This window comes from Streptomyces sp. NPDC014623 (genome assembly GCF_043088245.1).
Lineage (GTDB): Bacteria > Actinomycetota > Actinomycetes > Streptomycetales > Streptomycetaceae > Streptomyces.
In genome coordinates this window covers 1-22,281 of record NZ_JBIBZU010000041.1, presented here as the reverse complement: position 1 = coordinate 22,281, position 22,281 = coordinate 1, and the positions used below count along the sequence as shown (strand labels likewise).

Below are 22,281 nucleotides of genomic sequence, written 5' to 3'. Positions count from 1 at the left end.
GTACGGCTGGACAGATCGATGCCGGACGGGTAGACAAGCACGCGAAAGCTCCTGGCGGACTGGTGATCTTGGTCGTGAACCCGTCTACCAGGAGCCTTCTTCATGTCCACCGCCGGGGTCGCCCGTCCAACCACCCGTCAGGTTGGAAATGGCTCCTTGTTTGCTACGGGACTTACTTTCCTCCTGCGCAGCGCCGTCGCGGTGCTCAGCCTGCTCATCCCCTTCATCCTGGTCGTGTCCTTCGTGGTCGGAGGCCTCGCCGAGGGCGCCGCCGCTTGTCTTCCCGACCGTGCCGGACAACAAGTGCTCCACCAGGACCCGGCAGGAGGTTTTGGCCCTTGGACAGGTCTCGCCGTGACTGCGCTGTGGGCGGCAGCCGCGCTCCTGGCCGGTCGGTGGACAATGCGCCGACGTGATGCCTGAGAACGCGGTAACCGGTACTCGCCCCGCGGCAGGGGCGGCGCCATGAGTAGGCACACGGGTGATCAGGCCTGAATTTCGCCCTCTGGGCGGGCACATGGCAGGCAACAGCTCTCACAAATGAACATCTGCGAGGGTTCTGCGAGAGCGCCGGAAGTGATCACGTTTCCGCAGGTCGTCACTCGCGAAAAACTCTCGAAACCCACACGTTGTGCGAGGTACTTCCGAGAGAGTCCCGGCATGGATCTCACGTCCGATCAGGCAACATTGGCGGTAGAGCGTCGCAACTGCCCGAACTGTGGCGCGCCCGCCGGTAGCCCCTGCCGCACCCGGGGCGGGAAGATCGCCGCGAAGTACCGCACCCCGTGCTTCGTCCTCGTCCCCGCACTCCGCGAAGAACTGGAGATCCCCGTGCCCGCCGACCGGTACCCGGGCCGCGAGTGGAAGCAGGGTCCGGCGCTCGCCATCGCGCCCGCGCCCCGTGCCGAGTGGCCAGTCCGGATCGGGTACGCAAGGACATCGACCGCCCGGCAGGAGCTGGCGAGCCAGCTCGAAGCTCTCAACCGGGCGGAGTGCCGCAAAGCCCTCAAGGAGCAGATCAGCACCCGCATCAAGGTGCGGCCCGGGCTGGAGAAGGCACTTGCCCTGGCCCGCCAGTTCAAAGAGGCCGCCCCCGAGACGCCGGTCATCTTCACCGTCCACGAGCTCAAGCGCCTCGCGCGCAACGCCGCCGAGCTGATGACGCTGTCCGCCGGGCTTCAGGCCGGCGGCGTCCAGCTCGAACTCCTCACCGGCCCGTTCACCGGCATCTACGACCCCGGCGGCATGGGCGCCATGTTCTTCGCCGTGCTCGCCGTGGCCGGGCAGATCGAGCACAACTACATCCGGGAGAAGGCCCTCGAAGGCCAGGTCAGCGCAGCGGCCAAGGGCAACCACGGCCGAAGGCCGAAGGCCGTCGACGACGACATGCTCACCTTCGCCGTCGCACTCAAGGACAAGGGCGCCCCGTCCCGGAGATCGCCAAGAAGCTGGGCGTCAAGACCGGCAAGAGCACCGGCAAGAACCCCCTCGGCCGCCTCGCGCTACCGAGCGTTCGCCGAAGCTGAGGAAGCCGCCGCGGACCACAGCCTGCCGGTGCGGCCCAAGCCCGTCCGCATCCGCCGGCCCGGGGACCCGCTCACTCCCGAGGAGATCGACCTCCGCGAACGCCTCCGGGCCCAGCCCCACCCGAACACGGAGATCCGCAGCTAGGCCGTTTCGTTCGGATCATCTGATCGTTGGTCTGAGTGTGCCGTTGACTGATGCGCAGTGGGTGCAGATTGAGCCGTTGTTGCCGGACCGGGCACCGAGGCGTGGCGGTCGGTGGCGTGACCACCGTGAGGTGATCGATGCGATTGCCTGGAAGTTCCAGACCGGATCGCCGTGGGTGCACCTGCCGGAGAAGTGCGGCAACTGGAGAGGCGTTTACAACCGCTTGCGGATGTGGGCCATCGACGGCACCTGGGCGCGTGTCTTCACCGCGCTGATGGCCCAGGCCGACGCCGACGAGGATCTGAACTGGGCGGTCTCGGTGGATTCCACGATCGTGCGCGCTCATCAGCACGCGGCTGGGGCCCGCAAAAAGGGGACCCAGCCAGCGAGCCGGACGACCATGCCATCGGCCGGTCCCGCGGTGGCCTAAGTACGAAGATCCACCTCGCAGTTGACGGCCGCTGCCGGCCCCTGGCCTTCGTTCTGACCGCCGGACAGGCGGGTGACGCGCCCGCCTTCGGGGACGTGATGGCCCGGCTGCGGGTCCCCCGCCAGTGCGGGCGGCCCCGCACCCGGCCCGATGTGGTCCTGGCCGACAAGGCCTATTCCTCGCGCACCATCCGCGAGCACCTGCGCAAGCGCGGTATCCGCGCAGTTATCCCCGTCCCGGCGAACCAGCTGGCCAACCGCCGACGGCGAGGCAACCGAGGCGGCAGTCCACCAGCCTTCGACCGCGAGGCATACAAACAGCGCAACACCGTCGAGCAGTGCATCAACCGCTTGAAGCAATGGCGCGGCATCGCCACCCGCTACGAGAAGACCGCGACCATCCACCTCGCCGGACTCCACATCGCAGGCATCTTCATCTGGTCGGCCCGATGATCCGAAAGCAATGGTTTAACTCCCGGCCGTGGCGACCGTGACCACGGTGCCCGCGACCATCGCCGCCTGCATGTCGCGGATGGCAGAACGGACGCTCTCGGCCGCCCATTGCCCGGCGGCCACGTCCTCCATCCGCGCGGCGACCTGCTTGCGCGGGCTGTCGGGGAAGGCCAGGCGATGCAGCCTGGCGGAGTGGATCAACGCGATCAGGCCCGCCGTCCGTGTGTCCGGCTCGGCCCCGCCAAGTACGACGGCGCCGAGCCGTTCCCGCAACTCGGTCTCAACGGCGCCATTGGCCTCGGGGTAGCGCCGTATTGGGAACATGCCGAGCGCTTTGTGCTTCTCCTCCACAACCACTCCGCGCTTGCACAAGCTCTCCAGAGCCGCACCGACGGCCTTGGCCTGGTCCTTCGTAAGCCACTCCGTCACCCGTCGCTTCGTGCGACCGCGCAGCCACGTCTCGATCAGTGCCGTCCGGCTGTCGAGCAACTGGTCCCCGGTCGGCACCGTGTCTGTCAGCTCGAGGTACTTGCCCGCAACGGACACCCGCCCGGCCAGAACCAGTTCGAGCAGAATGCCTCCCGCCACCGCCCACCCAGCAGCCTGCCGCTGCTTCGCCGACCCGGACTCATCGTCCAGTGACAGCAGCATGATCTCCTCGGCCAGTGTGATCGCCATACCCAGTCCCCCTCACATACGCCCCGTGATCGCTCTCATGACCAGACGCCCGGAGCCGCCAAGAGATTCCCCCGTTGATTTCGGCCCCGGGCCGCTTCTCTCTCAGCTCAGGCCTGGTCCATTGATCTGATCCAAACGAAACGGCCTAGACCTCATCATCAATCTCGGCGCCAACGGCTGTACCGGTGTCCTCCGAGGCCGGAGTGCAAGAGCATCAGGCCGTCCGAGGTGAGGCAGGGATCAGTCCCGGCCGCTGACGGGCAGGGCGCGCTGGAAGGCGAAGACACTGAATGCGGCGACGGCGACGTGCATGAGTAACAGGGCGATGACCCCCGTCGCGTCGGCGTGCGGATTGTAGTCGCTGACGAGCATGGCCAGGTCAGGGATGAAGGAGAGAAGGACAACGACGGGGACGAGGATGCGCAGGCGCTTGTGGGCGTCTGCGCGGCGGCGGATGAGGGCCCAGCCTGCAGCGCCGATGAGCACGCCGAGGAGGGTGAAGGTTATGTAGGCGACGGGCTGCAAGGGCTGAAAGTCGTCGGAGGCCCCGGCGGCGAGGGCGAGGGCCGCGATGATGGCGTTGGTGATACAGGAGGCCACGATCGCGCCTGCCAGCAGGCCGACGATCTTCAGCGGGGCGGGTCGGGCAGCGGACGGATGAGCAGCGGGAGACGGGGACTGGGTCGGCACGAGTCGTCCAATCGGGGTTCCGGTGGTCGCGGCAGGAGGGGAAAAGGCAGGTGGATTATTTACGGTCGGGACGAGGAGCACCGGATTGACCGGAATGGTCTGGGCCTCCTCATGGTGGGAATGCAGCGCGGACCGTGGTGGAGTCCAACGACATATACGGGCCGACCCGGGCTGCGGCGCCCTCAACACCCCGGATCCGCGACAGGATCATCGCCCAAGTACCGTCCACTGACGAGTGGTGATGTCGTTTGCGGATGGTTCTCCATGGCCCGGACCGATCCGGCAGATCCTGCCACTGGACGCCGGTGCGAACCCGGTACAGCACCCGGTTGATGACCCGGCGGTGATCAATCCACCGGTCACCACATGCGTCACCGCACAGCAGCGGAGGCTTCAACCGCTCCCACTCCACGTTCGCCGGATCCCCACGGTCCATGTGGCCCATCCTGACGCCAACGCCCCAGTTACGTCAGGAGTTTCGAGAAACAGCGTCCAGCTGAATGCCTCGGTGCCGAGCCGTTGACGAGGCACTGTCACGTTGGCTGACCGGGGGATGATCTTTTGGTGGGTCATGCTGGGAGAGGGCGTCCGTGGACAGTACCTCGCCGTCGTACAGGGTGAGCTTGTTCCGCTTTGACGGACACCATTGGTGTGGTGGTCAGGTCGCCGATGCGCTGCGGATGGCGACCTCGAACCGTGGCAGCCCGGACGGCCCCGTGTTCCACTCCGACCACGGGGCCCACGGTCTCTGCGGCCGGCTCGGACTCACCCGGTCGACGGGCGCGGTCGGCACCAGCGCCGACAACGCGGCTTGCGAAAGCTTCCACGCACCCCTGAAACGCGAGACCCTCCAGGGGGCTCACGACTACAGTGACGCCGGCACCACACCGCTAAGGTCCTGCTCGCCGCGTGACCAATAGCCGCGCGCCCACCCTCACGGGGGAAGCCCTGCGCTCATCGTCGATGCCCTGCAGGCCACGGACACCAAGGACTGGACCTCCGACCGTCCAACTTCGCTGACAAACAGTCCGGGTTCGACATCAACGGACAGTGGCGCAGAGCTCGGAGACGATCGCGACCGAGACGGTCACCATCTCCGCCGCCGTGACCGGCAGCATCACCGCGTGCGTGGTCTGGCCGTGCACCATGCCGTTGCGGGTCTTGCGGTCGTAGTCAGGTGTTCCGCCTGCCGTTTTGACAGGATGCCCACGCCCAAACCCTGCTTGATGAGCTGGAACAGCGGCTTATGCCCGCGTCCGGGACCCAGGCGCGCAGCACGCCCTTCACCGCGATCAGGGAGGGCATGACCGCCACGGTGGAGAACTCGTAACAGTAGTACGATTAGACACAATACCGGTGATTTAGGTGCAGTGCCTGCGGTTTATGCGGCGGGTGAGTCTTGGGCTGATAGTTCTTCGGCCAGTTCCATACAGCGCAGGCGGGCTGGGGAGAAGTCGTAGGGCATCTTGCCGGTGGCTTCGAACACGCTCATGGAGTCGGCCTCCCGCCTGCCGGAGCCGACGTCGGCCTCGTCCTCGCCGTCATCGGCGGTAGCAGGGTGCAAGGTGTCCCAGACGTCGAAGAGATCATCGTCGTCCTTACCCAGGCCGGACTCCTCGATGACGGCCTGCAGGGCGCTTTCGAAGACGTGCCGCTCGACGGCCACCTGAGCCACCCGCGGATCATCGACGGCGACGCTGTCATCGAGTGCCTCCTCGGCGTCATCGATGCGGTCGGAATCTTCCCGCAGGGTGGGATGCGTGGCCAGGGCGACGAAGCGGGTGGCCTGGACGGCCGCGCCGAGCGGGCCGAAGACCCGCTCAGTGACCAGCAGACTGTCCAGGTCCGCCTGCCGCAGGGAGCCCTCGGGCAGACTCTTGAGGCGTTCGGTGACGAAGTCGGAGAGCAGGCCCATCCGGCTGCCTTCGGTGCGCATCCGCTGCACGGCGGTCCGCTGCCGCCGCAATTCCGCCTCCTGCTCGGCAAGGGTTTCCTCCAATCGCTCCAGGATGCCCGCGATACCGTCTCTGCTGTCCGCACCGGCGGAAGCCGTGCCGGTGGTAAAGGCGTCACGGATGTCGTCCAGGGCGATCCCGACGTCGGCCATCTTGCGAACCCACAGCAGGCGGATCATGTCCTCGTACGCGTAGCGGCGGCGGTCATCAGCGCCGCGCTCAGGCTCGGGAAGCAGGCCGATCTCGTGGTAATGGCGAATCGCCCGCGGAGTGGTGCCGGCGAAGACCGCCGCGTCACCGATCTTGACCTGGCGGGGCGGCATGAAGGACGAACGCATGAGCAGGGACCTTTCCTCAAAGGACCGGGACGTAAGTCCATCGGACCACATGCCGCTACGGAAGGTGCAACCCCAGCTTCATGCGGCTCTTCCCCACCGTCGAGGACGCCCTCTCCGCGTGAGCCTCGACGGCAGTTCTGCGCGCAGGACTCCTCCTCGGCCGGCCACCGGCACAGGCGAGGCCGGCTGCGTTCACAGGCCAGCAGCAGGTCTCCCTCGATGTGCTCGCTGCGCAGCGGCAGGATCTCCTGGTACGCCGGGGAGTCGTACCAGGAGCCACGTCCAGGCCGGGGAACTCGATCAACACCATGGTGCCGGGCCAGTTCCCCTCCAGCACTTCGGTCGGCGGGCCGTGGATGACGAAGCTGCCCTCAGGGGTCGAGGGTTGCCTGGATGCGCTCCAGGTACTCGGTGACGTCGAAGTGATGACGGCGCCTGCGGAGATGGGTGAAGCCGAAGGCGGGCACGGTCGGGCAATCCGGTTCCGGGGACATGAACAGCGACCGGACCTGGCCGGGAGTGGCCGGAGCCGCGATTACCTCACATGTCAGAGGTCGTTAAGTCCGTTTCTGGTAGTGGCCTGTTCCGGATTGGGCGAGAAAGCCTTGGCGTCAGAGGCGGCTGCGGGTGACGTTCATGGCCGGGTCGTTGGTGCGCGTGCCGAGGAGTTCGTGTAGATCACGAACCCGGACGGCCGATCGGGGTGGGCGTGAAGGCGTTCGCGACGACCTGGTAGGTGGTGGTCAACTCAAGCGGTTCGGGCTCGGTCCCGTTCGGAGCGAGTTCTGCGATGAGCTTGTGGGTCGTAACGAGTTCCGCCAGACGCGCCTCGATCTCGGGCAGGTCAGCGTTCAGGTGCTCGATCTGGTCACGCAGTTCGCCGGTCCGGGTGGCAGCCTTGGCCTGATTGTCAGGCCGGTGGTCGTACTCGCGGGCCAGACGCCGGTGCAACGTCAACGTGCCGTTGACCTGCTCCACCATCCATCTCTTCGGTTGCGGGACGAAGCCCTAGCCCTGACCGGCGGGGTTGCGGCGGACGACGTCGACGGTGATGTCGAGCATCGCGTCGTGGATGACGACCTCGTCCTTGATCCCCTGGTCCACCAGGGCCTTCTCCAGGCGGTTTCCGCATCGCTCGGCGCCTGGCCGAGCAGGGCCCCCTGCCGACGGCGTTGGCGTAAGCCGAGGCCGCCAGCACGACGACGCCGATGATCAGCCCCAGGACGTCGACGGCCAGTATCCGCTCGCGGCCCGGAGTCCTCTTGTTCGCGTCCAGGCCGGTCGTGGTCTTCGGGACTGCCGCGGCCGCGCGCACGGACTGCGTGTCGATGACCACGGGGGCGGGGAGGGGCGGGCCCTCTAATCGGCAGGCCTTCCCCGCACCTGGCAGCGCAGCAGTTCCTGGATCTGCTGGTCGAGCCCGTCCTCTCGCCACAGCGTGAAGTAGTAGAACACCACCGACCAGGCCGGCAGGTCATGGGGCAGATAGCGCCACTGTCAGCCCGTCCGGTTCTGGTAGAAGCTCGCGTTCACGACGTCGCGGAGATCGCAGCCCCTGGGATCGCCGGTCGTTGACCGTGCGACCCGCACCTGCTTCCACGCCGTGATCATCGGCTCGATCAACGCCCATTGCACATCCGCCGAGTCTCTCGGATACGGCTCTCCCTCCATGCAACGAACCTCTGCATGAGCATGCCCACCGATAAGACTTGATAGCCACCAGCGCCACGAACGAGTGATCACGAACTAAGAAAGATCGGACTTAACGACCTCTCATCATGGGCGGTGCGGCGAACGGGCGTTCTCTCCCCCGCTCGGTTTCCCGCCCGCTCGCACTCAGTGGATGTCCGCCGGTACGCCCCGGAAGGTGCGCCGGTAGGCGAGCGGGGTCACTCCGATGGCCGTGTGCAGGTGCTGGCGCAGCGACGCACCCGTACCGAAGCCGACCTGGGCGGCGATGTCGTCCACGGGGAAGTCGGTGGATTCCAGCAGGTGGCGTGCCCTGGCGACGCGCTGCTGGATCAACCACCGCCCCGGACTCATGCCCACCTCCTCGCCGAAGCGGCGGGCGAAGGTCCGCATGCTCATGCGGGCGTGGCCGGCAAGTTCGGCCAGGGTCAGCGGCTCGCCCAGGTTCTCCAGCGCCCACTGGCGGGTGGACGCGGTTCCGTTCGCCGAGGCCTCAGGCACTGGCAGCTCGATGTACTGCGCCTGCCCGCCGTCCCGCCATGGCGGTACGACGCAGGCGCGCGCGACACGGTTGGCGATCTCGGTGCCGTGGTCCTTGCGTACGAGGTGCAGGCAGACGTCGACCCCTGAGGCGGCGCCCGCTGATGTCAGCACGTCGCCGTCGTCGACGAAGAGCACGTCCGGATCGAGCGCGATGTGCGGGAACCACTGCTGGAAAACGCGGGCGAGCGCCCAGTGCGTGGTGGCCGGGCGACCGTCGAGCAGTCCGGCGGCCGCGAGGAGGAAGGCGGCGGTGCAGATCGACACGACGCGCGCGCCCGCCGGAACGGAGGCCAGGGCTCCGGCAAGGGCTGGTGGCACCTCCCTCGTGATGAGTGAGGTGTCGAACGGTGGGATCACGACGGTGTCCGCCGTGGCCAGCACCTCCGGGCCGTGCTCGACATGGACCGAGAAATCGGAGTTCGTACGTACCGGGTGTCCGTCGACGGTGCAGGTGACCACCTCGTACCAGCCGTCTGCGGCTCCGAAGACCCGGCTCGGAATGCCCAGCTCGAACGGGTACACGCCGTCCAGTGCGAGGACGACGACGCGGTGAACATGTCGCATGGCAGGATCCTATCGAAAGATGGCAATCATGCCATGGCACGGAACGGGCCGGTCCGCCACGCTGGACCCATGAGCCATAGCACAGCGGACAACACCGCCCCGGCCGCCGCCACCATGCACGCCATCAGCCAGGACATCCACGGCGCCCCCGACGTCCTCAAGAAAGTCCGCCTGCCGAAGCCCGTGCCCGGACTGAGCCAGATCTCGGTCGCCGTACGCGCGGCCGGCGTCAATCCCACCGACTGGAAGCACCGGGCCGGCGGCGGCTTCGTCGACCGGTTGCCGCTCGTCCTCGGTTGGGACGTCTCCGGAATCGTCGAAGCCGTCGGCTACGGCGTCACCCTGTTCAAGCCCGGCGACGAGGTCTTCGGCATGCTCCCCTACCCGTACGGGGTGGGCTCCCACGCCGAGTACGTGACCGCTCCGGCACGCGCTTTCGCCCACAAACCCGCCGGCGTCGACCACACTCAGGCCGGGGCCCTCCCGCTCGCCGCCCTCACCGCGTACCAGGCGCTCGTCGACACCGCCGGGATTCGTCCCGGTCAGCGAGTTCTCGTCCACGCGGCCGCCGGTGGCGTCGGCCATCTCGCCGTCCAGATCGCCAAGGCCCGCGGCGCGTACGTCATCGGCACCGCCAGCGCTCCCAAGCACGACTTCGTCCGCTCGCTCGGCGCCGACGAGGTGATCGACTACCGCAGCGTCGACTTCGCCGAAGTCCTCCAGGACATCGACGTCGTCCTCGACCCCCTCTCCGGCGATACCCGCGCCCGGTCGCTCGGCATTCTGCGCCCCGGCGGCGTCCTCGTGTCCCTCCTGCCGGGGACGGACCCGGACGAGGCCGCGCGGGCGGACGAGCTGGGTGTGCGCGTCGAAACCCTGCTCGTCGAGGCGGACCACGCGGGCATGAAGGCGATCGCGGACCTCGTGGAGGCCGGCTCGCTGCGCGCCCACATCGAGGCCGTCTTCCCCCTCGCCGAAGCGGCGGCGGCGCACACTCTCGGAGAGACAGACCGGACCACGGGCAAGCTCGTGCTCACCGTCGAACCGCAAGGGTCCTGACCCCGGCAGTCCGGCGGAACTCACCGGCCGGTGTCCTGGGCGGGGCACCGGCCGGTGCGCTCATGCGGTGAATGCCTCTGGGCGCTTCGTCGTCCGCCGCTCGCACCCACCGGCCGGATCCGGTCGCGAGCGGCGGCACCCGAGCGTTTGAAGACGCGGATGAACCTGTTACGCCCACCGCACCCGACTCCGTTCCCCGTCGGCCCGCACGGTCCGCGACGCCGAGCTGAAACCGCTCATCCAGCAGGCCTTCGAGGTCAACCACCGCGTCTACGGGGCCAAGAAGGTCTGGCGTGAGCTGCGCCGCCAAGGCCACATCGTGGCCCGGCGCACCGTCGAACGACTCATGCGCGAGCTCGGTGTCGCCGGTGCCGTCCGCGGGAAGAAGATCATCACCACGATCCCGGAGAGCTCCGTCGAGCGGCACCGGACCTGCTGGACCGCAATTTCGTCGCACCGACCCCGAACCGCTGCTGGGCCGCCGACTTCACCCACGTCAGAACCTGGTCGTCAGTCGTCTACGTCACCTTCGTCGTGGATACCTTCTCCCGCCGGATCGTCGGCTGATCCGCCGCCACGGCGAGGGAGGCACGGCTCGTCCTGGACGCCCCGGACGTGGCCCGGTGGCAACGCGACCGCAATGTACAGCCTTACCAACGGGGTGAGTTGATACACCATTCCGAGGCCGGGTCGCAATATACGAGTTTCCGGTTCGCCGAGCACCTGAACGCCGCCGGCATCGCCGCCTCGATCGGTTCGGTCGGCGACGCCTACGACAGCGCCCTCATCGAGTCCACGATCGGCCTGTTCGAAACCGAGCTGCTCAAGCCCGGACGGCCCTGGCGAACCCTTTCCCAGGTCGAACTCGCCACCGCCGAGTGGATCGACTGGTACTGCCACCGCCGGCTCCACGGTGAAATAGGACACATCCCACCCGTCGAACACGAGACCACCTATCTACCGCGCAACCCCGAAACCCCAGGTCATCACCACAACCTGAAGTCGCTACCGAAGCCGGAACGGTTCGCTGCGGGTGGAGCGTCTTCGCGGGGCGGCCTGCCCGCGAAGACGCTCCACTTTCACATGAGGTGATCGGGCGGGTCAGCGCACGTAGACGTGGGGCTGGGGCGGCCTGGTCATGTCGGCGCCCAGGAAGTAACCGGGGTGGGGTGGCTGGTTGTAGGCGGTGTTCTGCCAGGCCAGGGCGACTCGGTACTGGGCGTCGTGGGCCAGGGTGTGGAGTTTGGTGGTGGTCGAGGCCGAGGTGGCGTAGATGCGCAGGGCGTTGTTGCCGGAGTGGCGCCAGATGACTTCTTCCCGCCAGTCACCGAAGAGGTCACCGGACAGGACGGGGGTGGATTTGGTGCCGTTGCTGGAGGCCACGCCGCTACCGGTGAGCAGGCGGATGTCACCGCCGGTCCCGTACTTGTCGATCTGTGTGCCGTTGAGCAGTTCGCGCACGGGGTCGCCGTCCCACCAGGCGAGGAAGTTCGCCGAGGAGGGATTGCGTCCGACGTTGCCGCCGGAGGAGTTGCGCAACTGGGTCATGTTCGGTCCCGCGCCCCAGAATTCGGCGCCCGGGTTAGCGGCGTAGATGTCGGCGGCCACCCCGCGGCCGGGGCCTTCCTCGCCGCTGGTGGGGGTGCGGTGGATGACCGATCCGGTGGCCGCGTCGTGGAGGTCGGAGCCGGGCTGGTTGCCCGATTCATGGATGGTGAAAACCTCCAGACCGGCGCGGGAGGGCACGAAGTCGCCGACGTGCAGGGCGTCACCGTGTCCGTAGCCGGTGGCGTACATCAGGGTGCCGTTGTCGTTGATGGTCGCGGAGCCGTATATGACCTCCTGGCGGCTGTCGGCATCGACGTCGGCGATGGACAGCTGGTGGTTGCCCTGCCCGGCCGCGCGGGAGTTCCCCGAGGCGTTGGAGTCGAACGTCCACCGGCGGGTGAGCCGGCCGTCGCGGAAGTCCCAGGCCGCGATGACAGCTCGGGTGTAATAGCCGCGCGCCATGATCAGCGAGGGCCGCTGTCCGTCGAGGTAGGCGGTGCCGGCCAAGAAGCGGTCCACGCGGTTGCCGTAGGAGTCGCCCCAGGAGGAGACGTTGCCGCGCGGCGGGTCGTAGTTCGCCGTGTCCATCGCGGCCCCGGTCAGCCCGTTGAACATGGTCAGGTACTCCGGGCCGGCCAGGATGTAGCCGTCACCGTTTCGGTGGTCCGCGCTCGCGTTACCGATCACCGTGCCCTGTCCGTCGCGCGTACCGTCAGCGGTCTTGGCGGCGATCTCGGCCCGGCCGTCGCCGTCGTAGTCGAAGACCTGGAACTGGGTGTAGTGGGCGCCGGCCCGGATGTTGCGACCCAGGTCGATGCGCCACAGCCGCTGGCCGTTGAGCCGGTAGGAGTCCAGGTAGACGTTCCCGGTGGCTCCGGCCTGGGAATTGTCCTTGGCGTTGGACGGGTCCCACTTCACGATCAGCTCGTACTGCCCATCACCGTCCACATCACCCGGGCTGGCTTCCGCCGGGGTGTAGCCGGAACCGGGAGACTGCAGCTGGACATCGAGATAGTTGCCGCCTGTGAAACGCAGCGAGGGCTCCGAGGCGGCCTGCTCAGTGCCGCCGACCACGGCTCGAACCGTGTACGCGGCGTCGGCTGGAGCGCCGTTGTCCAGATAGTTGGTGGAGTTGGTGATCGGCGAGGTGTTCACCTTGCTGCCGTTGCGGTACACGTTGAACGCCGTGGCGTAACCCTCGGTGCCCAGCAGTCGCCAGGACACCAGGTTGCCCGAGCCGGATCGCACCGAGACCAGGCCCCGGTTCAAATCCTCCATCTGCAGCCCGTCACCGGGCGGATCCGGGTCGGGGTCAGGGTCTGACCCGCCCCCGACCTTCACCAACTGCCACTGCTGGTTGACGCCATCATTGTCGGCGTACTGGGAGATCCGGGCGCCGTCCGCGGTGGACCGCTCCCAGACATCCAGCGCTTTTCCGCTGTTGCGGTTGATCAACTGGACGAAGCCACTGTCGGTGTCGACCACGCTGAACTGCTGATTGGATCCGTCGTTGGCGGTGTACTGCTGGACGTTCGCACCGTCCGCGGTGGACTTCGCCTCGATGTCCAAGACCTTGTCGCTGTGCCGGGCCCGGAGCTGGTAGTGGCCACCGCCGGCATCGACGAACTGGAACTGCTGGTGAGTCACCGGGCGAGGAGTGCGCTGAACCAGCGCGGCCCCATTGGCCGTGGATCCACCATCGATCTCCATGGCCTTCCCGCTGTGCCGGGAAACCAACTGATAATGCGCCGTCATATCGATCACAGCGGCACTCGCACTCGTCGCCGGCAGACCGACGAAAAGCGCGGACAGCAGTGTCACGAGCCCTGCCCATAACACCGCACGGAACTGGCGAGGTCTGATCCTTTTCACGGTCTTGATGCTCCTTCTCCAGAGGACTCCGCTCGCAGGTCTCACCCATGAAGCGGGGAATGAAACGATTCACCACTGTCGTACGCAAAGAGCACACGGCGAATGCAGGAATGGGAGCGCTCCCACCCAGGAGCGATCCCTCACGATAGAGGCGCCACCCGCCCTCTACAACCCTTCACGTCGAACTCATTCGCGCGGGCACTCCCCACGCAAGTGCCGGCGCTGGCGCCCCCGCACCCACCGCAGTCCCCCGCGGCGTCAGATTGGCTGCTGGATCACCCATCGTGGCGTTGGCTTTATCGAGCGGTAGCGGTTCTGGTTCAACTTCCGCAGGACGGTCACTATGAGTGATCGCCGCTACTCCGCCGCTCGGAGAACCAGCAGCACCTGTCGGCGCCGTTCGCGAGCGTTCGGTGTTGTCTGTGCAACTGCGAAGCGAGCAGGAAACCTGGTGGTCGCCATCCGAGACCGTACGGGATGCCGCCCGGGTGATTGAGCGAGATGACGCGGTTCGGATTGTCGAGGAAGAGCTGGAACGCGACCACCAGCGGGAACTGTCGGTCGGGGTAGACCCGATGCGCATGACCGTGTCGCATGGGGAGTGGCACGATCTGGTATGGATCGTTTCCTGGACATCTGAGGAGTATCTACGCCCCCGGAATCCGGACTTCATGCTGACTGGGAATGGGCCGTAGTGCCTTGTTGACCGTGTCGACGGAAGTCTGCGCCAGCTCGGTATCGTGTCCGCAGCCACCGGCGCGTGGGGGGGCGGACTACCGAGCCCGTATCCGAGGGCAGGTGACGCGGACCGCAGTGGACGATCTGCACGATGAGGTCCGGACGATGGATCGCACCCGGCTGGACCGCGCCCTGGCCTACCTGCTGGCGCCCCTCGAACCAGTCTCGTAGACACCCCGCCCGCACCCTCCACCCTCGTCGTCCTCGACCGTCACCGAAAACGTCCCGGTCGCACACCCGGCCCCGACAAAGTCATCAAAACAGGAGCCGGCGCCCTCCTCCTGACGCCGTCGCGGTCCTGCGGCGCCGGGGCGCTGCGTCCAGGACGGCCCAACATCCGCTGGCCGTCGGGCGCGCTGTCCGTACCGGCTGAGCCGACCGTGGACAGCGCCGCCACCGGGCCGAACACGGAGTCCTCAGGCACCCCGGGTCACGTGGTTCAGGACGGCGACGAAGAATTTCTGGTCCTGATCGCCGAGGGCACGCTGACCCGCTTCCCACCGTCGGCGACGGCGGCCGTGACAAGCTGCTGCACGACTGTTACCAGGTGGTTCTCGTCCAAGGTCGGGTAGTCCCAGCCGCATACGGCTTCCACGGCCTGGCAGGGAGCCTTCTTCGCCGCCCACTTGTCGGCCCGGAGTCCATGCCCTGAAGAGTCCTCCATACGCCCTCCGGGTCCCTCAGGCCTCAGCAACGCACGGGCAGCAGACATCCCGCCGCGGAAGGCCGCGCGCCGTGCAGATGGCGGGGCCCCGACAGCCTGGCACAGACCCTCGCGGGCGAGGGACCCGCAGCACGAGGAAGTGAAGGATCGGGCCGGTAGGGCGGGTCCGGCTCCGGACCGGCGTCGCCTCCGGCCGCCCCTGTGGGAGAGGGCTGGAACAGTGCCTTTCACCTGCAAAAGTAATGTGGTGCATACTTTTGCAGGAGAGGTACGACATTCCGGCTGGACCGCACTGACCAGGGGATTTCCAGATATGGACACCGGTACACCGGCCACCGGCGGCTTCGGAGCACTTTTGCGTGGTCTTCGCACGGGGGCCGGGCTGAGCCAGGAGGAGCTGGCGCTTGCTGCGGGGGTGAGTGTGCGGGCGCTGTCGTACATGGAGCGCGGACACTCCCGGGGGCCGCAGCGCCGTACCGTGCAGGCGCTGGCTGCAGCCCTTGGCTTGGACGCGGATGGTGCCCGGCAGCTGGAGCACACCGCGAGCCTTGGCCGTCCCCGCCGCGCCCCCGCGACGGACGTCCCGTCACCTGCCGCCGTACCGGATGCTGTCGCGCCGACCGGTGCACCCGACCTGCTGCCGCGCGCGCCGCGCGGCTTTCACGGGCGGGCGGCGGAACTGGCCGCTCTGTCGCGTGCTGCCGAAGGCGAGGCGCCCGTCTGTCTGGTCGTCGGGCCCGCCGGGGTCGGGAAGACGGCCCTCGTGCTGCACTGGGCCCACCACGGCCGTGCCGGATTTCCCGACGGGCTGCTCTATGCCGACCTACGCGGCTTCGGCGACACGAGCGAGCCGGCCTTCGTAGAGGTGCTGCGCGAGTTCCTGCCGACGCTGGGGGTGCCGCACGGCCGGATACCGGAGTCGGCGAACGGCGCGGCCGCGCTGTTCCGGTCGCTCACTGCCGACCGTCGGCTCCTCGTGGTACTCGACAACGCGCGGGATTCCAAGCAGGTCAGGCCGCTCCTTCCAAGCGGTCGCCGCTGCGTGACCGTCGTCACCAGCCGGCACCGGTTGCCAGGGCTCATCGTCACCGACACCGCCCGGCTCGTCGCCGTGGACGTGTTCGATCCGCAGGACGGCACAATGCTCCTCGCGGAGGTACTCGGAGAGGAACGGGTGCTCGCAGAGCCGACAGCCGCGCGACGGCTGGCCGAGCTGTGCGGCGGGCTGCCCCTCGCGCTGCGGGTGGCAGCCGCCCGCCTGGCGCAACGGCCTTCCTGGTCGCTGGCTGCGATGGCCGCCGAGCTGTCCGACGAGAGCCGTCGGCTGAGCCTGCTGGAGGTGGAGGACACCAGCGTACGAGCGGCACTACGGCTGACGCTGCAACAGCTCCCCCGGGATGTCTCCGATCTCTTCGCCCACCTCGGCTGCCACCCCGGTACGCACGTCGACCGGTACACTGCGGCGGCCCTGGCAGGCACGGACCCGGGCGCCGCCGAGGCGTCTTTGGAACGGCTGACCGTCGCGCACCTCGTCACGGAGACGGCGCCCGGCCGTTGGACGATGCACGATCTCGTGCGGCTCTACGCACGCAGCCTGGACACCGGGCCCAACGGGCTCACGCGCGTGCTCGACCACTACATCGCCACGGCCCTCGCGGCAATCGCTGCGGCCGAGCCCGGCAACGAGGACTGTTTCCCGATGCCTGCGCACTACCTCCCGCCCGCCGTCATACGGGAGTTCGCCGACCGGTCCGCCGCCGTGGCCTGGTACACGACCGAAAGGAACGACCTCACGCAGGCGGTGTCCGCGGCGCACGCCGCCGGCCTGCACGACAGGGCCTGGCGCATCGTCATGACGCTGTGGCCGCTGATGGTGTGGCGTGTCCGCGACGGCTGGGCCCCGCTCCTGAAGACCGGTCTCGAGGCGGCCCGAGCCGACGCCGACCAGTACGGCGAGGCGCGGGTCCTGAACGTACTCGGCTGGGTACTCACCGAGGAAGGACACATCGCGGAGGCACTCACCCATCTGGAAGCCGCCTCCGCGCTCGCCTCGTGGGCAGGCGACACAGTCGCCGAGGCGAACGCCCTGATCACCCTGGCCATGGCACAAGCGGCGCTCGGCAGCCTGGACGGCGCCGCGCAGGGATGTGAACGGGCGGTAGAGCTGGCGCGGAAAGCCGGTGACCGGGTCCTCGAGAGACTGACCATGCAGCACCTCGCCCGCCACCAGGCCGACGCCGGCAGATGGCGCGAGGCCCTCGACACCGCGACCGAGGCCCTGGCCTTCGACGACCGTTCGGCCACGGCCGACATTCCTCGGATCCTGCTCCTCATCGTGAGGGGAGAAGCCCTGTTCGGGCTCGGCAACGAGGCCGAGGGCATCACCCAACTCGACCTGGTGGCCCGAGAGGCGGAATCGTCCGGCAACGAGGACGGCGCAGTACGAGCCCTCGGTGCGCTGCTGCGCGTATCCCCGAACGCGGCCCTCCAAACACGCTACGACGCGGCACTCGCCCGCCTCACGACGCCCACCTGAAGCCGGGCAGGTCTTCGCCGGACTCGACGCACTCGGCGTGGTCGTCCCAGCCGTAGTGGCTGCGGCGTGCGGTGAAGCAGGCCCTCCCGGTGCTCACCCGGACGCGGAGCGCCTCGAGGTGAAGGGCCTGCCCGGTGGTGCTCGCGGTCCCAGCGTCGCGCGTCCAGGGGAACCGGCCCTTGGTCCGCACACGCGCCTGGCAGCAGATCCTGCCGCTGGCCGCGTCGGCGGTGCCGGCCCCGGTCATCAGCGAGCCCGCGACCAGCGTGGCGACCGTCAGAATGCTCGTGAACGCTTTTTGATCATCTTTCTCACCTCTCTTCTTCCGGCCGGTGGTCACGACACGCGGACGTGCGATGAAGCCCCCGGCCGCTATTGCACGGCATCAAGATCAAATCGATGAGGACGTGTCACCCGATCGGGGGCGAAGGCGCACCGGTTCCGGGCCAGGGCCCTGCACCGCGACGTCCGTCTGCCTGCCCCGGGCCGGGGCGCCCGATCTCTGCTGCCGGGAAGTTCCCCTGCGTCTTTGACCAAGGGAAACGGGGGGCTTCGGTTCCGCGAGCCGGGCAGCATGATGCCCGCTCCTGCCGCGTTCCCCAGGCTGTTCTTCCTGCCGAGCGCCGCGAGTCTCGACGGCGAAGCCGCAGTGGAAGGCGGCGGCCGGTATCGTCTCTACGCCTAAATCCACAGCCCTGCACAGGGGGAGATCGCCTCGACCGGGAACCGATGCCCCCTGTACGGAGCCGATGCACTCCCCACGGACGCCCCCTCCCACCGTAATCAATCCGAAGATCATCCCACCCGGTCAGTCAACGTGACAGTGCCCACCAGCAGTTCGACCGCGACCACGCCAGACCGGGAGCCTCGGGAGAACGCACCTTCGCACAGTTGGAGTCCTGGCCAATCCTCCGACGGGCCAGCCGCTCCACCCGCCGGATCGACACCGTCGTCCAAGCCGCCCGCACCCTGCTGACCTGCGACTGTTCAGGATGGAAGAGGTTCCTTGACCAGGTAGCGCATCTGCGCACCCGCGGACTTGGGCGTAGGGCGGGTGAGCGCCTTCTGCACCGCAGCGTCCGGGCCGTCCCCGAACATGCCCAAGGCCGGCGGCCACCCCTGATGGATAACCCGGCATCAGCAGCGCGGCCACGACGGTACAGCGGCAACTTCGCCGGTGCAGCAGGTCCGAGGCCCGGCAGAAGAAGGCCGACCGTATTTTTGCAGGTGGAATTGCCTGGGACCGTACCCGTCCACCGTGATCGACTGGGCCTGCCACAGGGGCGCCGCCCCGCACCGGCGGACAACCCCATCACCGACGCACAGCGCCCCCGCCTGGACCCTCTCGGTGGTCCGGGAACGAAAAGCGGGAAATGTCGAGCAGAGCGAAAGGTACGAGCGAACATGAAGCAGAAGATCACCTCGCTTGCCGGTGCCATGGTCATGGCCGGTGGCGTCGTCATCGCGGCCGTGACGGCGGTCACCGGCCAGGCGTCCGAGGCGGACCACGGACGGCCCGTTTCCGCCCCCGCCCCGCACGCGACCGTGGTCTCCGGCCACCAGCTATCCGGTTCCGGCCTCGCCGCACCGCTCGGCGAGTGGAGCGTGGGTCGGCGGACGCCGCGCGCCTAAGGGCTGCCTCTCTGGCCAGCGTCGTGTCCAGATGAGGATGGCCACGAGGTGGAGAGTCTGCTGTCAACACCGCGTGCCTGCCCGAACGGGTCGGCCGCACGTCCGAAGGAGAGAGTCATGCTGGTCCGTAAGTTGAAGGCAGCCGTGATCGTGGCCGCCGCGGTCGCGAGTGTCTCGGTGATTGCCACGCCGGCCGAGGCGAGTAACTGCTCGCGCGGAGGCGGCGTCTACCTCTGCGAATATGGCGTGACCAACTACAAGCTGCCCAACGGTACGAAGCAGGAATTCATCGTCGGCACCGACCGTGCGGTATGGACCCGCTGGACCGACTCCGACGGGGACTGGTCGGGATGGATGTCCATGGGTGGACAGGCGTGGAGCAAGGTCTACGCCTACGACTACGAAACCAGCGACCCCTGGTCCTTCAGGGTGTTCTATTACGACCAGCTCGCGGAGTACTGGGGCCGCAACCGTGACCACGACGGCAACTGGTCTCATTGGGCCCGCTACGACCTCCCGATCAACGGCTGACCACCGCGCGCCCGGCCGTACGGCTCATCGCCCCGGCCGGGGCTCCCTCAGCTCATTCGACGGCCCCCGCGAGCGGAAGTGCTACGGGGCCGTCGTCGCGCTCCCGGCCGGTGTCCCTTCCCGTCGTACATTGAGCTTTTTCGGGATGGCCACTGGTTCCTCGTACGGTCTGTCAAGCCGCGAGAGCGGCAGGTGGCAGGGGTTCGTAGGTTCGTCCGTCGCGGAGGAGGGCCCAGAGGACGTTGACGCGACGGCGGGCCAGGGTGAGAACGGCTTGGATGTGGCGCTTGCCTTCGGCTCGCTTGCGTTCGTAAGACCGGCGGGACTCATCGCCATGCGGATGCCGGACAACGTGGAGAGGGAGAAAACTCGTTGGAGGCGGCGGTTGTAGCGCCGTGGCCGGCGGAGACTGCCGCTGGTCTTGCGCTCGGGGTCGCGGAAGACCGCCGCCTATGCCGCCTTCCGCGAGGTCGGCCGCGTGACCCGCACCGTGCAGCCGCTGCGCTGTCTCTCGGACGCGCCGCTGCGCCGGCGGGTGAGGGCGGCGACCAACAAGGTGGAGTCGTTGAACCGGTTGTCCCAGTGGATCGGGTTCGGCAACCGCGGTGTCATCGCCGGCAACGACCCGATCGAGCAGGAGAGGGCGATGAAGTTCAACGCCCTGCCCACGAACGCGGCGATCTTCCGCAACGCCCTGGACATCGCGGAGATCGTGCGGCAGCCGCTGGAGAAAGGCCGGGAGACCGGTCCCGAGGACCTGGCGCACATCTCGCCGTACCTGACCGAGCACATCAACCGGCTCGGCGAGTACTCCACCCACGAACTCGGCGTCCAGCCCGAGGCGTACGACCCGAAAATCGACGTCGACTCCACCCGGCTCCGCCACCAGGACTTGCACGCCGAGGGCTTCGGAACAGCTGCCTGATCAGGTGAAGCCGGGCGGCAGGCGCGCGGGATTCCGTCGGCTGTGAGCTCATCGGTGGACGCACCATGACAAGGGGCGGAGCCGGGTGCGGAGCCCTCGTCAAGCGATGGCTCCCTTCGGGTAGTGGCGGCGCAGGTTAGCGGCGAGGATGCGGTCGAGCGTGCGGTCGGGCAGGATCCGGACCAGGCGGGTGATCAGGGCGGCGTCCCGGCCTGCGGTGTAGCGGGTGCGCGGCTTGCGGGTTGTCACGGCCTTCGCGATGACCCGGGCGGCTGCGTCGGCGGTCAGGCCCGAAGCGGTGCCCGTGGCCATCAGTTCGTTGTTCGCCTGGACCAGGCTGCCGTAACGCTCGTCCTGCTCCGGCGTCATCCGGACGGCCAGATCGTTCGCCGCCTGGACCCCGCGGGCGGCCATCTCCGTGCGGACGCCGCCGGGCTGGATCACGACCACCTGTACGCCCAGCGGCGCGACCTCACGGCGGAGCGAGTCGCTGACCGCCTCCAGGGCGAACTTCGTGCCGGCGTACGCACCGTATGTGGCCATGGCGGCCGTGCCACCGACCGAGCTGATGTTGATCACGCGGCCCTTGCTGCGCAGCAGTGCGGGCAGGAGCGCCTGAGTAACGGCGATGTGGCCGAACAGGTTGACTTCGAACACCCGCCGCCACTCCGCGAGTGGCAGGGCTTCGACCGCGGCGTTCACCTGGATGCCGGCGTTGTTGACGAGCGCGTGCAGCGTGCGCGGGTCGTCGGCGACGCGCGCGGCGAGTGCGTCCACCTGCTCGGGCTTGGTGATGTCGAGGATGACCGGCTCGATGCCAGTCGATCGGATGGAGTCGGCGTCACGGGCGCGTCGCACGCCGGCCAGGACGTGAAATCCCTGACGGGCCAGTTCGCGGGCGGCCGCCGCGCCCATGCCCGTGGAGGCGCCGGTCACGACGATCAGCTTCTGAGGTTCAGATGACATTGTCACCTGAACTACGTTACCAATTCAGATGACGACGTCAACTGAATGTACGATGGGCGCCATGGTCACTCGTGCGGAATCCGCCGCCCTCACCCGCCGCGCTCTGCTCGACGCGGCCGCCGAGCTCCTCGACCTCGGCGGCCCCGAAGCCGTCACCCTGCGCGAGGTCGGCGCGCGGGCAGGTGTGACGCGGGGAGCGCCGTACCGGCACTTCATGGGCAAGGACAGCCTGCTGGACGCCGTCGCGACCGAGAGCTGGGAACGGATCGGCGACCAGATGCACGCCCTGCGGGCCGACCCGGCCCTGCCGTCCTCCGAGAAGCTGTGCGGCGCTCTCCGCGCCCTCATCGGCGTCGGCCGGGACCAGCCGTACAGGTACCAGTTGTTGTTCAAGCGGCCCGGGCACGGACCGGGAGAGAGCGGTGAAGGGCTCGACCGCGTCATGCGCCAGCTCTGCGGACCGGAGGGCGACCCCGCCGCGGCCGTCCGCGCCTCAGCGCGCTTTCAGGACGAGTTCCTGGCCATCGTCGCCGCCTTCGTAGGGGAGCGGAACGCACACCACTACGGAGCCCTGCTACTGGCCGGTGCTCACGGCATCGCAGACATGGAACTCAGCGGCCACCTCAGCGAGGGCGCATGGCGCACCACCGCCGACGAGCTCGTCGACACCCTCGTCCGCCTGGTCGTGGGCACCGGCGAAACTACCTAGGCACTGTTTCTCGGATCTCCTGACGCGGGTGGGGTGTTGGGGCCAGGCTGGCTGTATGGGCCGTGGTGATCTGACGAATGCGGAGTGGGAT

The 22,281-nt window shown here is 68.0% G+C and carries 21 protein-coding genes and 5 pseudogenes; 13 read left to right on the top strand and 13 right to left on the bottom strand.

All coding sequences use genetic code 11. The features are described from left to right. Positions 1–153: 153 nt before the first annotated feature. The 3 genes and pseudogenes from ACF1FZ_RS34175 to ACF1FZ_RS34165 all read left to right on the top strand — a co-directional run. Positions 154–423: pseudogene (locus ACF1FZ_RS34175) on the top strand (ABC transporter permease); the annotation flags it as partial. A 237-nt stretch (positions 424–660) separates the two neighbouring features. Continuing rightward, on the top strand, positions 661–1,671 hold the full coding sequence (locus ACF1FZ_RS34170; RefSeq protein ID WP_391777258.1) for a recombinase family protein: 1,011 nt from the start codon (positions 661–663) through the stop codon (positions 1,669–1,671). A 19-nt stretch (positions 1,672–1,690) separates the two neighbouring features. Continuing rightward, positions 1,691–2,553 (top strand): annotated as a pseudogene (locus ACF1FZ_RS34165) (IS5 family transposase). 15 nt (positions 2,554–2,568) lie between these two features. On the opposite strand, the gene ACF1FZ_RS34160 reads toward ACF1FZ_RS34165, so the two are convergent. The 3 genes from ACF1FZ_RS34160 to ACF1FZ_RS34150 form a co-directional block, all read right to left on the bottom strand. After that, positions 2,569–3,231, bottom strand: coding sequence for a GPP34 family phosphoprotein (locus tag ACF1FZ_RS34160; protein WP_391777257.1), 663 nt, complete (start codon positions 3,229–3,231; stop codon positions 2,569–2,571). A gap of 240 nt (positions 3,232–3,471) precedes the next feature. Then, on the bottom strand, positions 3,472–3,921 hold the full coding sequence (locus ACF1FZ_RS34155; RefSeq protein ID WP_391777256.1) for a DUF6069 family protein: 450 nt from the start codon (positions 3,919–3,921) through the stop codon (positions 3,472–3,474). A gap of 109 nt (positions 3,922–4,030) precedes the next feature. After that, positions 4,031–4,357: a transposase gene (locus ACF1FZ_RS34150; RefSeq protein WP_391777255.1), complete on the bottom strand. Its 327-nt coding sequence runs from the start codon at positions 4,355–4,357 to the stop codon at positions 4,031–4,033. A gap of 226 nt (positions 4,358–4,583) precedes the next feature. On the opposite strand from ACF1FZ_RS34150, the pseudogene ACF1FZ_RS34145 reads away from it, so the two are divergent. Then, positions 4,584–4,802: pseudogene (locus ACF1FZ_RS34145) on the top strand (IS3 family transposase); the annotation flags it as partial. A 500-nt stretch (positions 4,803–5,302) separates the two neighbouring features. Here the strand turns inward: ACF1FZ_RS34145 and ACF1FZ_RS34140 are convergent. The 4 genes from ACF1FZ_RS34140 to ACF1FZ_RS34125 all read right to left on the bottom strand — a co-directional run bounded on the left by ACF1FZ_RS34140 (position 5,303) and on the right by ACF1FZ_RS34125 (position 9,010). Further along, complete coding sequence (locus ACF1FZ_RS34140) at positions 5,303–6,214, bottom strand: MerR family transcriptional regulator (protein ID WP_391777254.1); 912 nt, start codon at positions 6,212–6,214, stop codon at positions 5,303–5,305. 371 nt (positions 6,215–6,585) lie between these two features. Next, positions 6,586–6,708 (bottom strand): hypothetical protein, encoded by a 123-nt coding sequence (locus ACF1FZ_RS34135; protein ID WP_391777253.1) that lies wholly within the window; start codon positions 6,706–6,708, stop codon positions 6,586–6,588. Between the two features lie 184 nt (positions 6,709–6,892). Beyond that, positions 6,893–7,195, bottom strand: a complete 303-nt coding sequence (locus ACF1FZ_RS34130; protein WP_391777252.1) for a hypothetical protein — start codon at positions 7,193–7,195, stop codon at positions 6,893–6,895. Between the two features lie 855 nt (positions 7,196–8,050). Next, on the bottom strand, positions 8,051–9,010 hold the full coding sequence (locus ACF1FZ_RS34125; RefSeq protein WP_391777251.1) for a GlxA family transcriptional regulator: 960 nt from the start codon (positions 9,008–9,010) through the stop codon (positions 8,051–8,053). A 114-nt stretch (positions 9,011–9,124) separates the two neighbouring features. Between ACF1FZ_RS34125 and ACF1FZ_RS34120 the strand changes: the two genes are divergently transcribed. From ACF1FZ_RS34120 to ACF1FZ_RS34110, 3 genes are all read left to right on the top strand, one after another. Further along, positions 9,125–10,069 (top strand): NADP-dependent oxidoreductase, encoded by a 945-nt coding sequence (locus tag ACF1FZ_RS34120; RefSeq protein WP_391777260.1) that lies wholly within the window; start codon positions 9,125–9,127, stop codon positions 10,067–10,069. A 226-nt stretch (positions 10,070–10,295) separates the two neighbouring features. Further along, a complete protein-coding gene (locus ACF1FZ_RS34115; protein ID WP_391777259.1) occupies positions 10,296–10,739 on the top strand; it encodes an IS3 family transposase in 444 nt (147 codons plus the stop codon). Next, complete coding sequence (locus ACF1FZ_RS34110) at positions 10,736–11,161, top strand: integrase core domain-containing protein (protein ID WP_391777250.1); 426 nt, start codon at positions 10,736–10,738, stop codon at positions 11,159–11,161. The genes ACF1FZ_RS34115 and ACF1FZ_RS34110 overlap by 4 nt, the downstream gene beginning before the upstream one ends. Positions 11,162–11,170: 9 nt before the next feature. Here ACF1FZ_RS34110 and ACF1FZ_RS34105 read toward each other — a convergent pair whose 3' ends face one another. Next, on the bottom strand, positions 11,171–13,372 hold the full coding sequence (locus ACF1FZ_RS34105) for an RICIN domain-containing protein (RefSeq protein WP_391777249.1): 2,202 nt from the start codon (positions 13,370–13,372) through the stop codon (positions 11,171–11,173). A gap of 464 nt (positions 13,373–13,836) precedes the next feature. Here ACF1FZ_RS34105 and ACF1FZ_RS34100 point away from each other — a divergent pair, with 464 nt between their 5' ends. Then, positions 13,837–14,184, top strand: a complete 348-nt coding sequence (locus ACF1FZ_RS34100; protein WP_391777248.1) for a YrhB domain-containing protein — start codon at positions 13,837–13,839, stop codon at positions 14,182–14,184. A 482-nt stretch (positions 14,185–14,666) separates the two neighbouring features. Here ACF1FZ_RS34100 and ACF1FZ_RS34095 read toward each other — a convergent pair whose 3' ends face one another. Beyond that, entirely contained in the window at positions 14,667–14,891 is a 225-nt protein-coding gene (locus ACF1FZ_RS34095) for a hypothetical protein (protein ID WP_391777247.1), read from the bottom strand. A gap of 313 nt (positions 14,892–15,204) precedes the next feature. On the opposite strand from ACF1FZ_RS34095, the gene ACF1FZ_RS34090 reads away from it, so the two are divergent. After that, a complete protein-coding gene (locus ACF1FZ_RS34090) occupies positions 15,205–17,427 on the top strand; it encodes a helix-turn-helix domain-containing protein (protein WP_391777246.1) in 2,223 nt (740 codons plus the stop codon). On the opposite strand, the gene ACF1FZ_RS34085 is transcribed toward ACF1FZ_RS34090, so the two are convergent. Together ACF1FZ_RS34085 and ACF1FZ_RS34080 are read right to left on the bottom strand one after the other, a co-directional pair. Next, positions 17,411–17,767, bottom strand: coding sequence for a hypothetical protein (locus ACF1FZ_RS34085; protein ID WP_391777245.1), 357 nt, complete (start codon positions 17,765–17,767; stop codon positions 17,411–17,413). The genes ACF1FZ_RS34090 and ACF1FZ_RS34085 overlap by 17 nt on opposite strands. A gap of 662 nt (positions 17,768–18,429) precedes the next feature. Beyond that, a pseudogene (locus tag ACF1FZ_RS34080) lies at positions 18,430–18,531 on the bottom strand (XRE family transcriptional regulator); the annotation flags it as partial. A gap of 300 nt (positions 18,532–18,831) precedes the next feature. Between ACF1FZ_RS34080 and ACF1FZ_RS34075 the strand changes: the two are divergent. Then, positions 18,832–19,059 carry a hypothetical protein gene (locus ACF1FZ_RS34075; protein WP_391777244.1) on the top strand — a complete coding sequence of 76 codons (228 nt, stop codon included), beginning with the start codon at positions 18,832–18,834 and terminating at the stop codon, positions 19,057–19,059. A gap of 117 nt (positions 19,060–19,176) precedes the next feature. Next, positions 19,177–19,590 carry a hypothetical protein gene (locus tag ACF1FZ_RS34070; RefSeq protein WP_391777243.1) on the top strand — a complete coding sequence of 138 codons (414 nt, stop codon included), beginning with the start codon at positions 19,177–19,179 and terminating at the stop codon, positions 19,588–19,590. A gap of 172 nt (positions 19,591–19,762) precedes the next feature. Here the strand turns inward: ACF1FZ_RS34070 and ACF1FZ_RS34065 are convergent. Next, positions 19,763–20,013: pseudogene (locus ACF1FZ_RS34065) on the bottom strand (IS110 family transposase); the annotation flags it as partial. 55 nt (positions 20,014–20,068) lie between these two features. On the opposite strand from ACF1FZ_RS34065, the gene ACF1FZ_RS34060 reads away from it, so the two are divergent. Further along, on the top strand, positions 20,069–20,515 hold the full coding sequence (locus ACF1FZ_RS34060) for a Tn3 family transposase (protein WP_391777242.1): 447 nt from the start codon (positions 20,069–20,071) through the stop codon (positions 20,513–20,515). 99 nt (positions 20,516–20,614) lie between these two features. Here the strand turns inward: ACF1FZ_RS34060 and ACF1FZ_RS34055 are convergent, their stop codons facing one another. After that, positions 20,615–21,481, bottom strand: a complete 867-nt coding sequence (locus tag ACF1FZ_RS34055; RefSeq protein WP_391777241.1) for an SDR family oxidoreductase — start codon at positions 21,479–21,481, stop codon at positions 20,615–20,617. A gap of 61 nt (positions 21,482–21,542) precedes the next feature. Here ACF1FZ_RS34055 and ACF1FZ_RS34050 point away from each other — a divergent pair, with 61 nt between their 5' ends. Then, positions 21,543–22,190, top strand: coding sequence for a TetR/AcrR family transcriptional regulator (locus tag ACF1FZ_RS34050; RefSeq protein WP_391777240.1), 648 nt, complete (start codon positions 21,543–21,545; stop codon positions 22,188–22,190). Positions 22,191–22,281: the final 91 nt, after the last annotated feature.

Coding starts and splice junctions, on each gene's coding strand:
- ACF1FZ_RS34125 (WP_391777251.1), bottom strand. CDS start 9,010: ATGCGACATGTTCACCGCGTCGTCGTCCTCGCACTGGACGGCGTGTAC.
- ACF1FZ_RS34105 (WP_391777249.1), bottom strand. CDS start 13,372: ATGACGGCGCATTATCAGTTGGTTTCCCGGCACAGCGGGAAGGCCATG.
- ACF1FZ_RS34075 (WP_391777244.1), top strand. CDS start 18,832: ATGAAGCAGAAGATCACCTCGCTTGCCGGTGCCATGGTCATGGCCGGT.
- ACF1FZ_RS34130 (WP_391777252.1), bottom strand. CDS start 7,195: ATGGTGGAGCAGGTCAACGGCACGTTGACGTTGCACCGGCGTCTGGCC.
- ACF1FZ_RS34135 (WP_391777253.1), bottom strand. CDS start 6,708: ATGTCCCCGGAACCGGATTGCCCGACCGTGCCCGCCTTCGGCTTCACC.
- ACF1FZ_RS34160 (WP_391777257.1), bottom strand. CDS start 3,231: ATGGCGATCACACTGGCCGAGGAGATCATGCTGCTGTCACTGGACGAT.
- ACF1FZ_RS34150 (WP_391777255.1), bottom strand. CDS start 4,357: ATGGACCGTGGGGATCCGGCGAACGTGGAGTGGGAGCGGTTGAAGCCT.
- ACF1FZ_RS34070 (WP_391777243.1), top strand. CDS start 19,177: ATGCTGGTCCGTAAGTTGAAGGCAGCCGTGATCGTGGCCGCCGCGGTC.
- ACF1FZ_RS34170 (WP_391777258.1), top strand. CDS start 661: ATGGATCTCACGTCCGATCAGGCAACATTGGCGGTAGAGCGTCGCAAC.
- ACF1FZ_RS34090 (WP_391777246.1), top strand. CDS start 15,205: ATGGACACCGGTACACCGGCCACCGGCGGCTTCGGAGCACTTTTGCGT.
- ACF1FZ_RS34120 (WP_391777260.1), top strand. CDS start 9,125: ATGCACGCCATCAGCCAGGACATCCACGGCGCCCCCGACGTCCTCAAG.
- ACF1FZ_RS34095 (WP_391777247.1), bottom strand. CDS start 14,891: ATGGAGGACTCTTCAGGGCATGGACTCCGGGCCGACAAGTGGGCGGCG.
- ACF1FZ_RS34055 (WP_391777241.1), bottom strand. CDS start 21,481: ATGTCATCTGAACCTCAGAAGCTGATCGTCGTGACCGGCGCCTCCACG.
- ACF1FZ_RS34050 (WP_391777240.1), top strand. CDS start 21,543: ATGGTCACTCGTGCGGAATCCGCCGCCCTCACCCGCCGCGCTCTGCTC.
- ACF1FZ_RS34140 (WP_391777254.1), bottom strand. CDS start 6,214: ATGCGTTCGTCCTTCATGCCGCCCCGCCAGGTCAAGATCGGTGACGCG.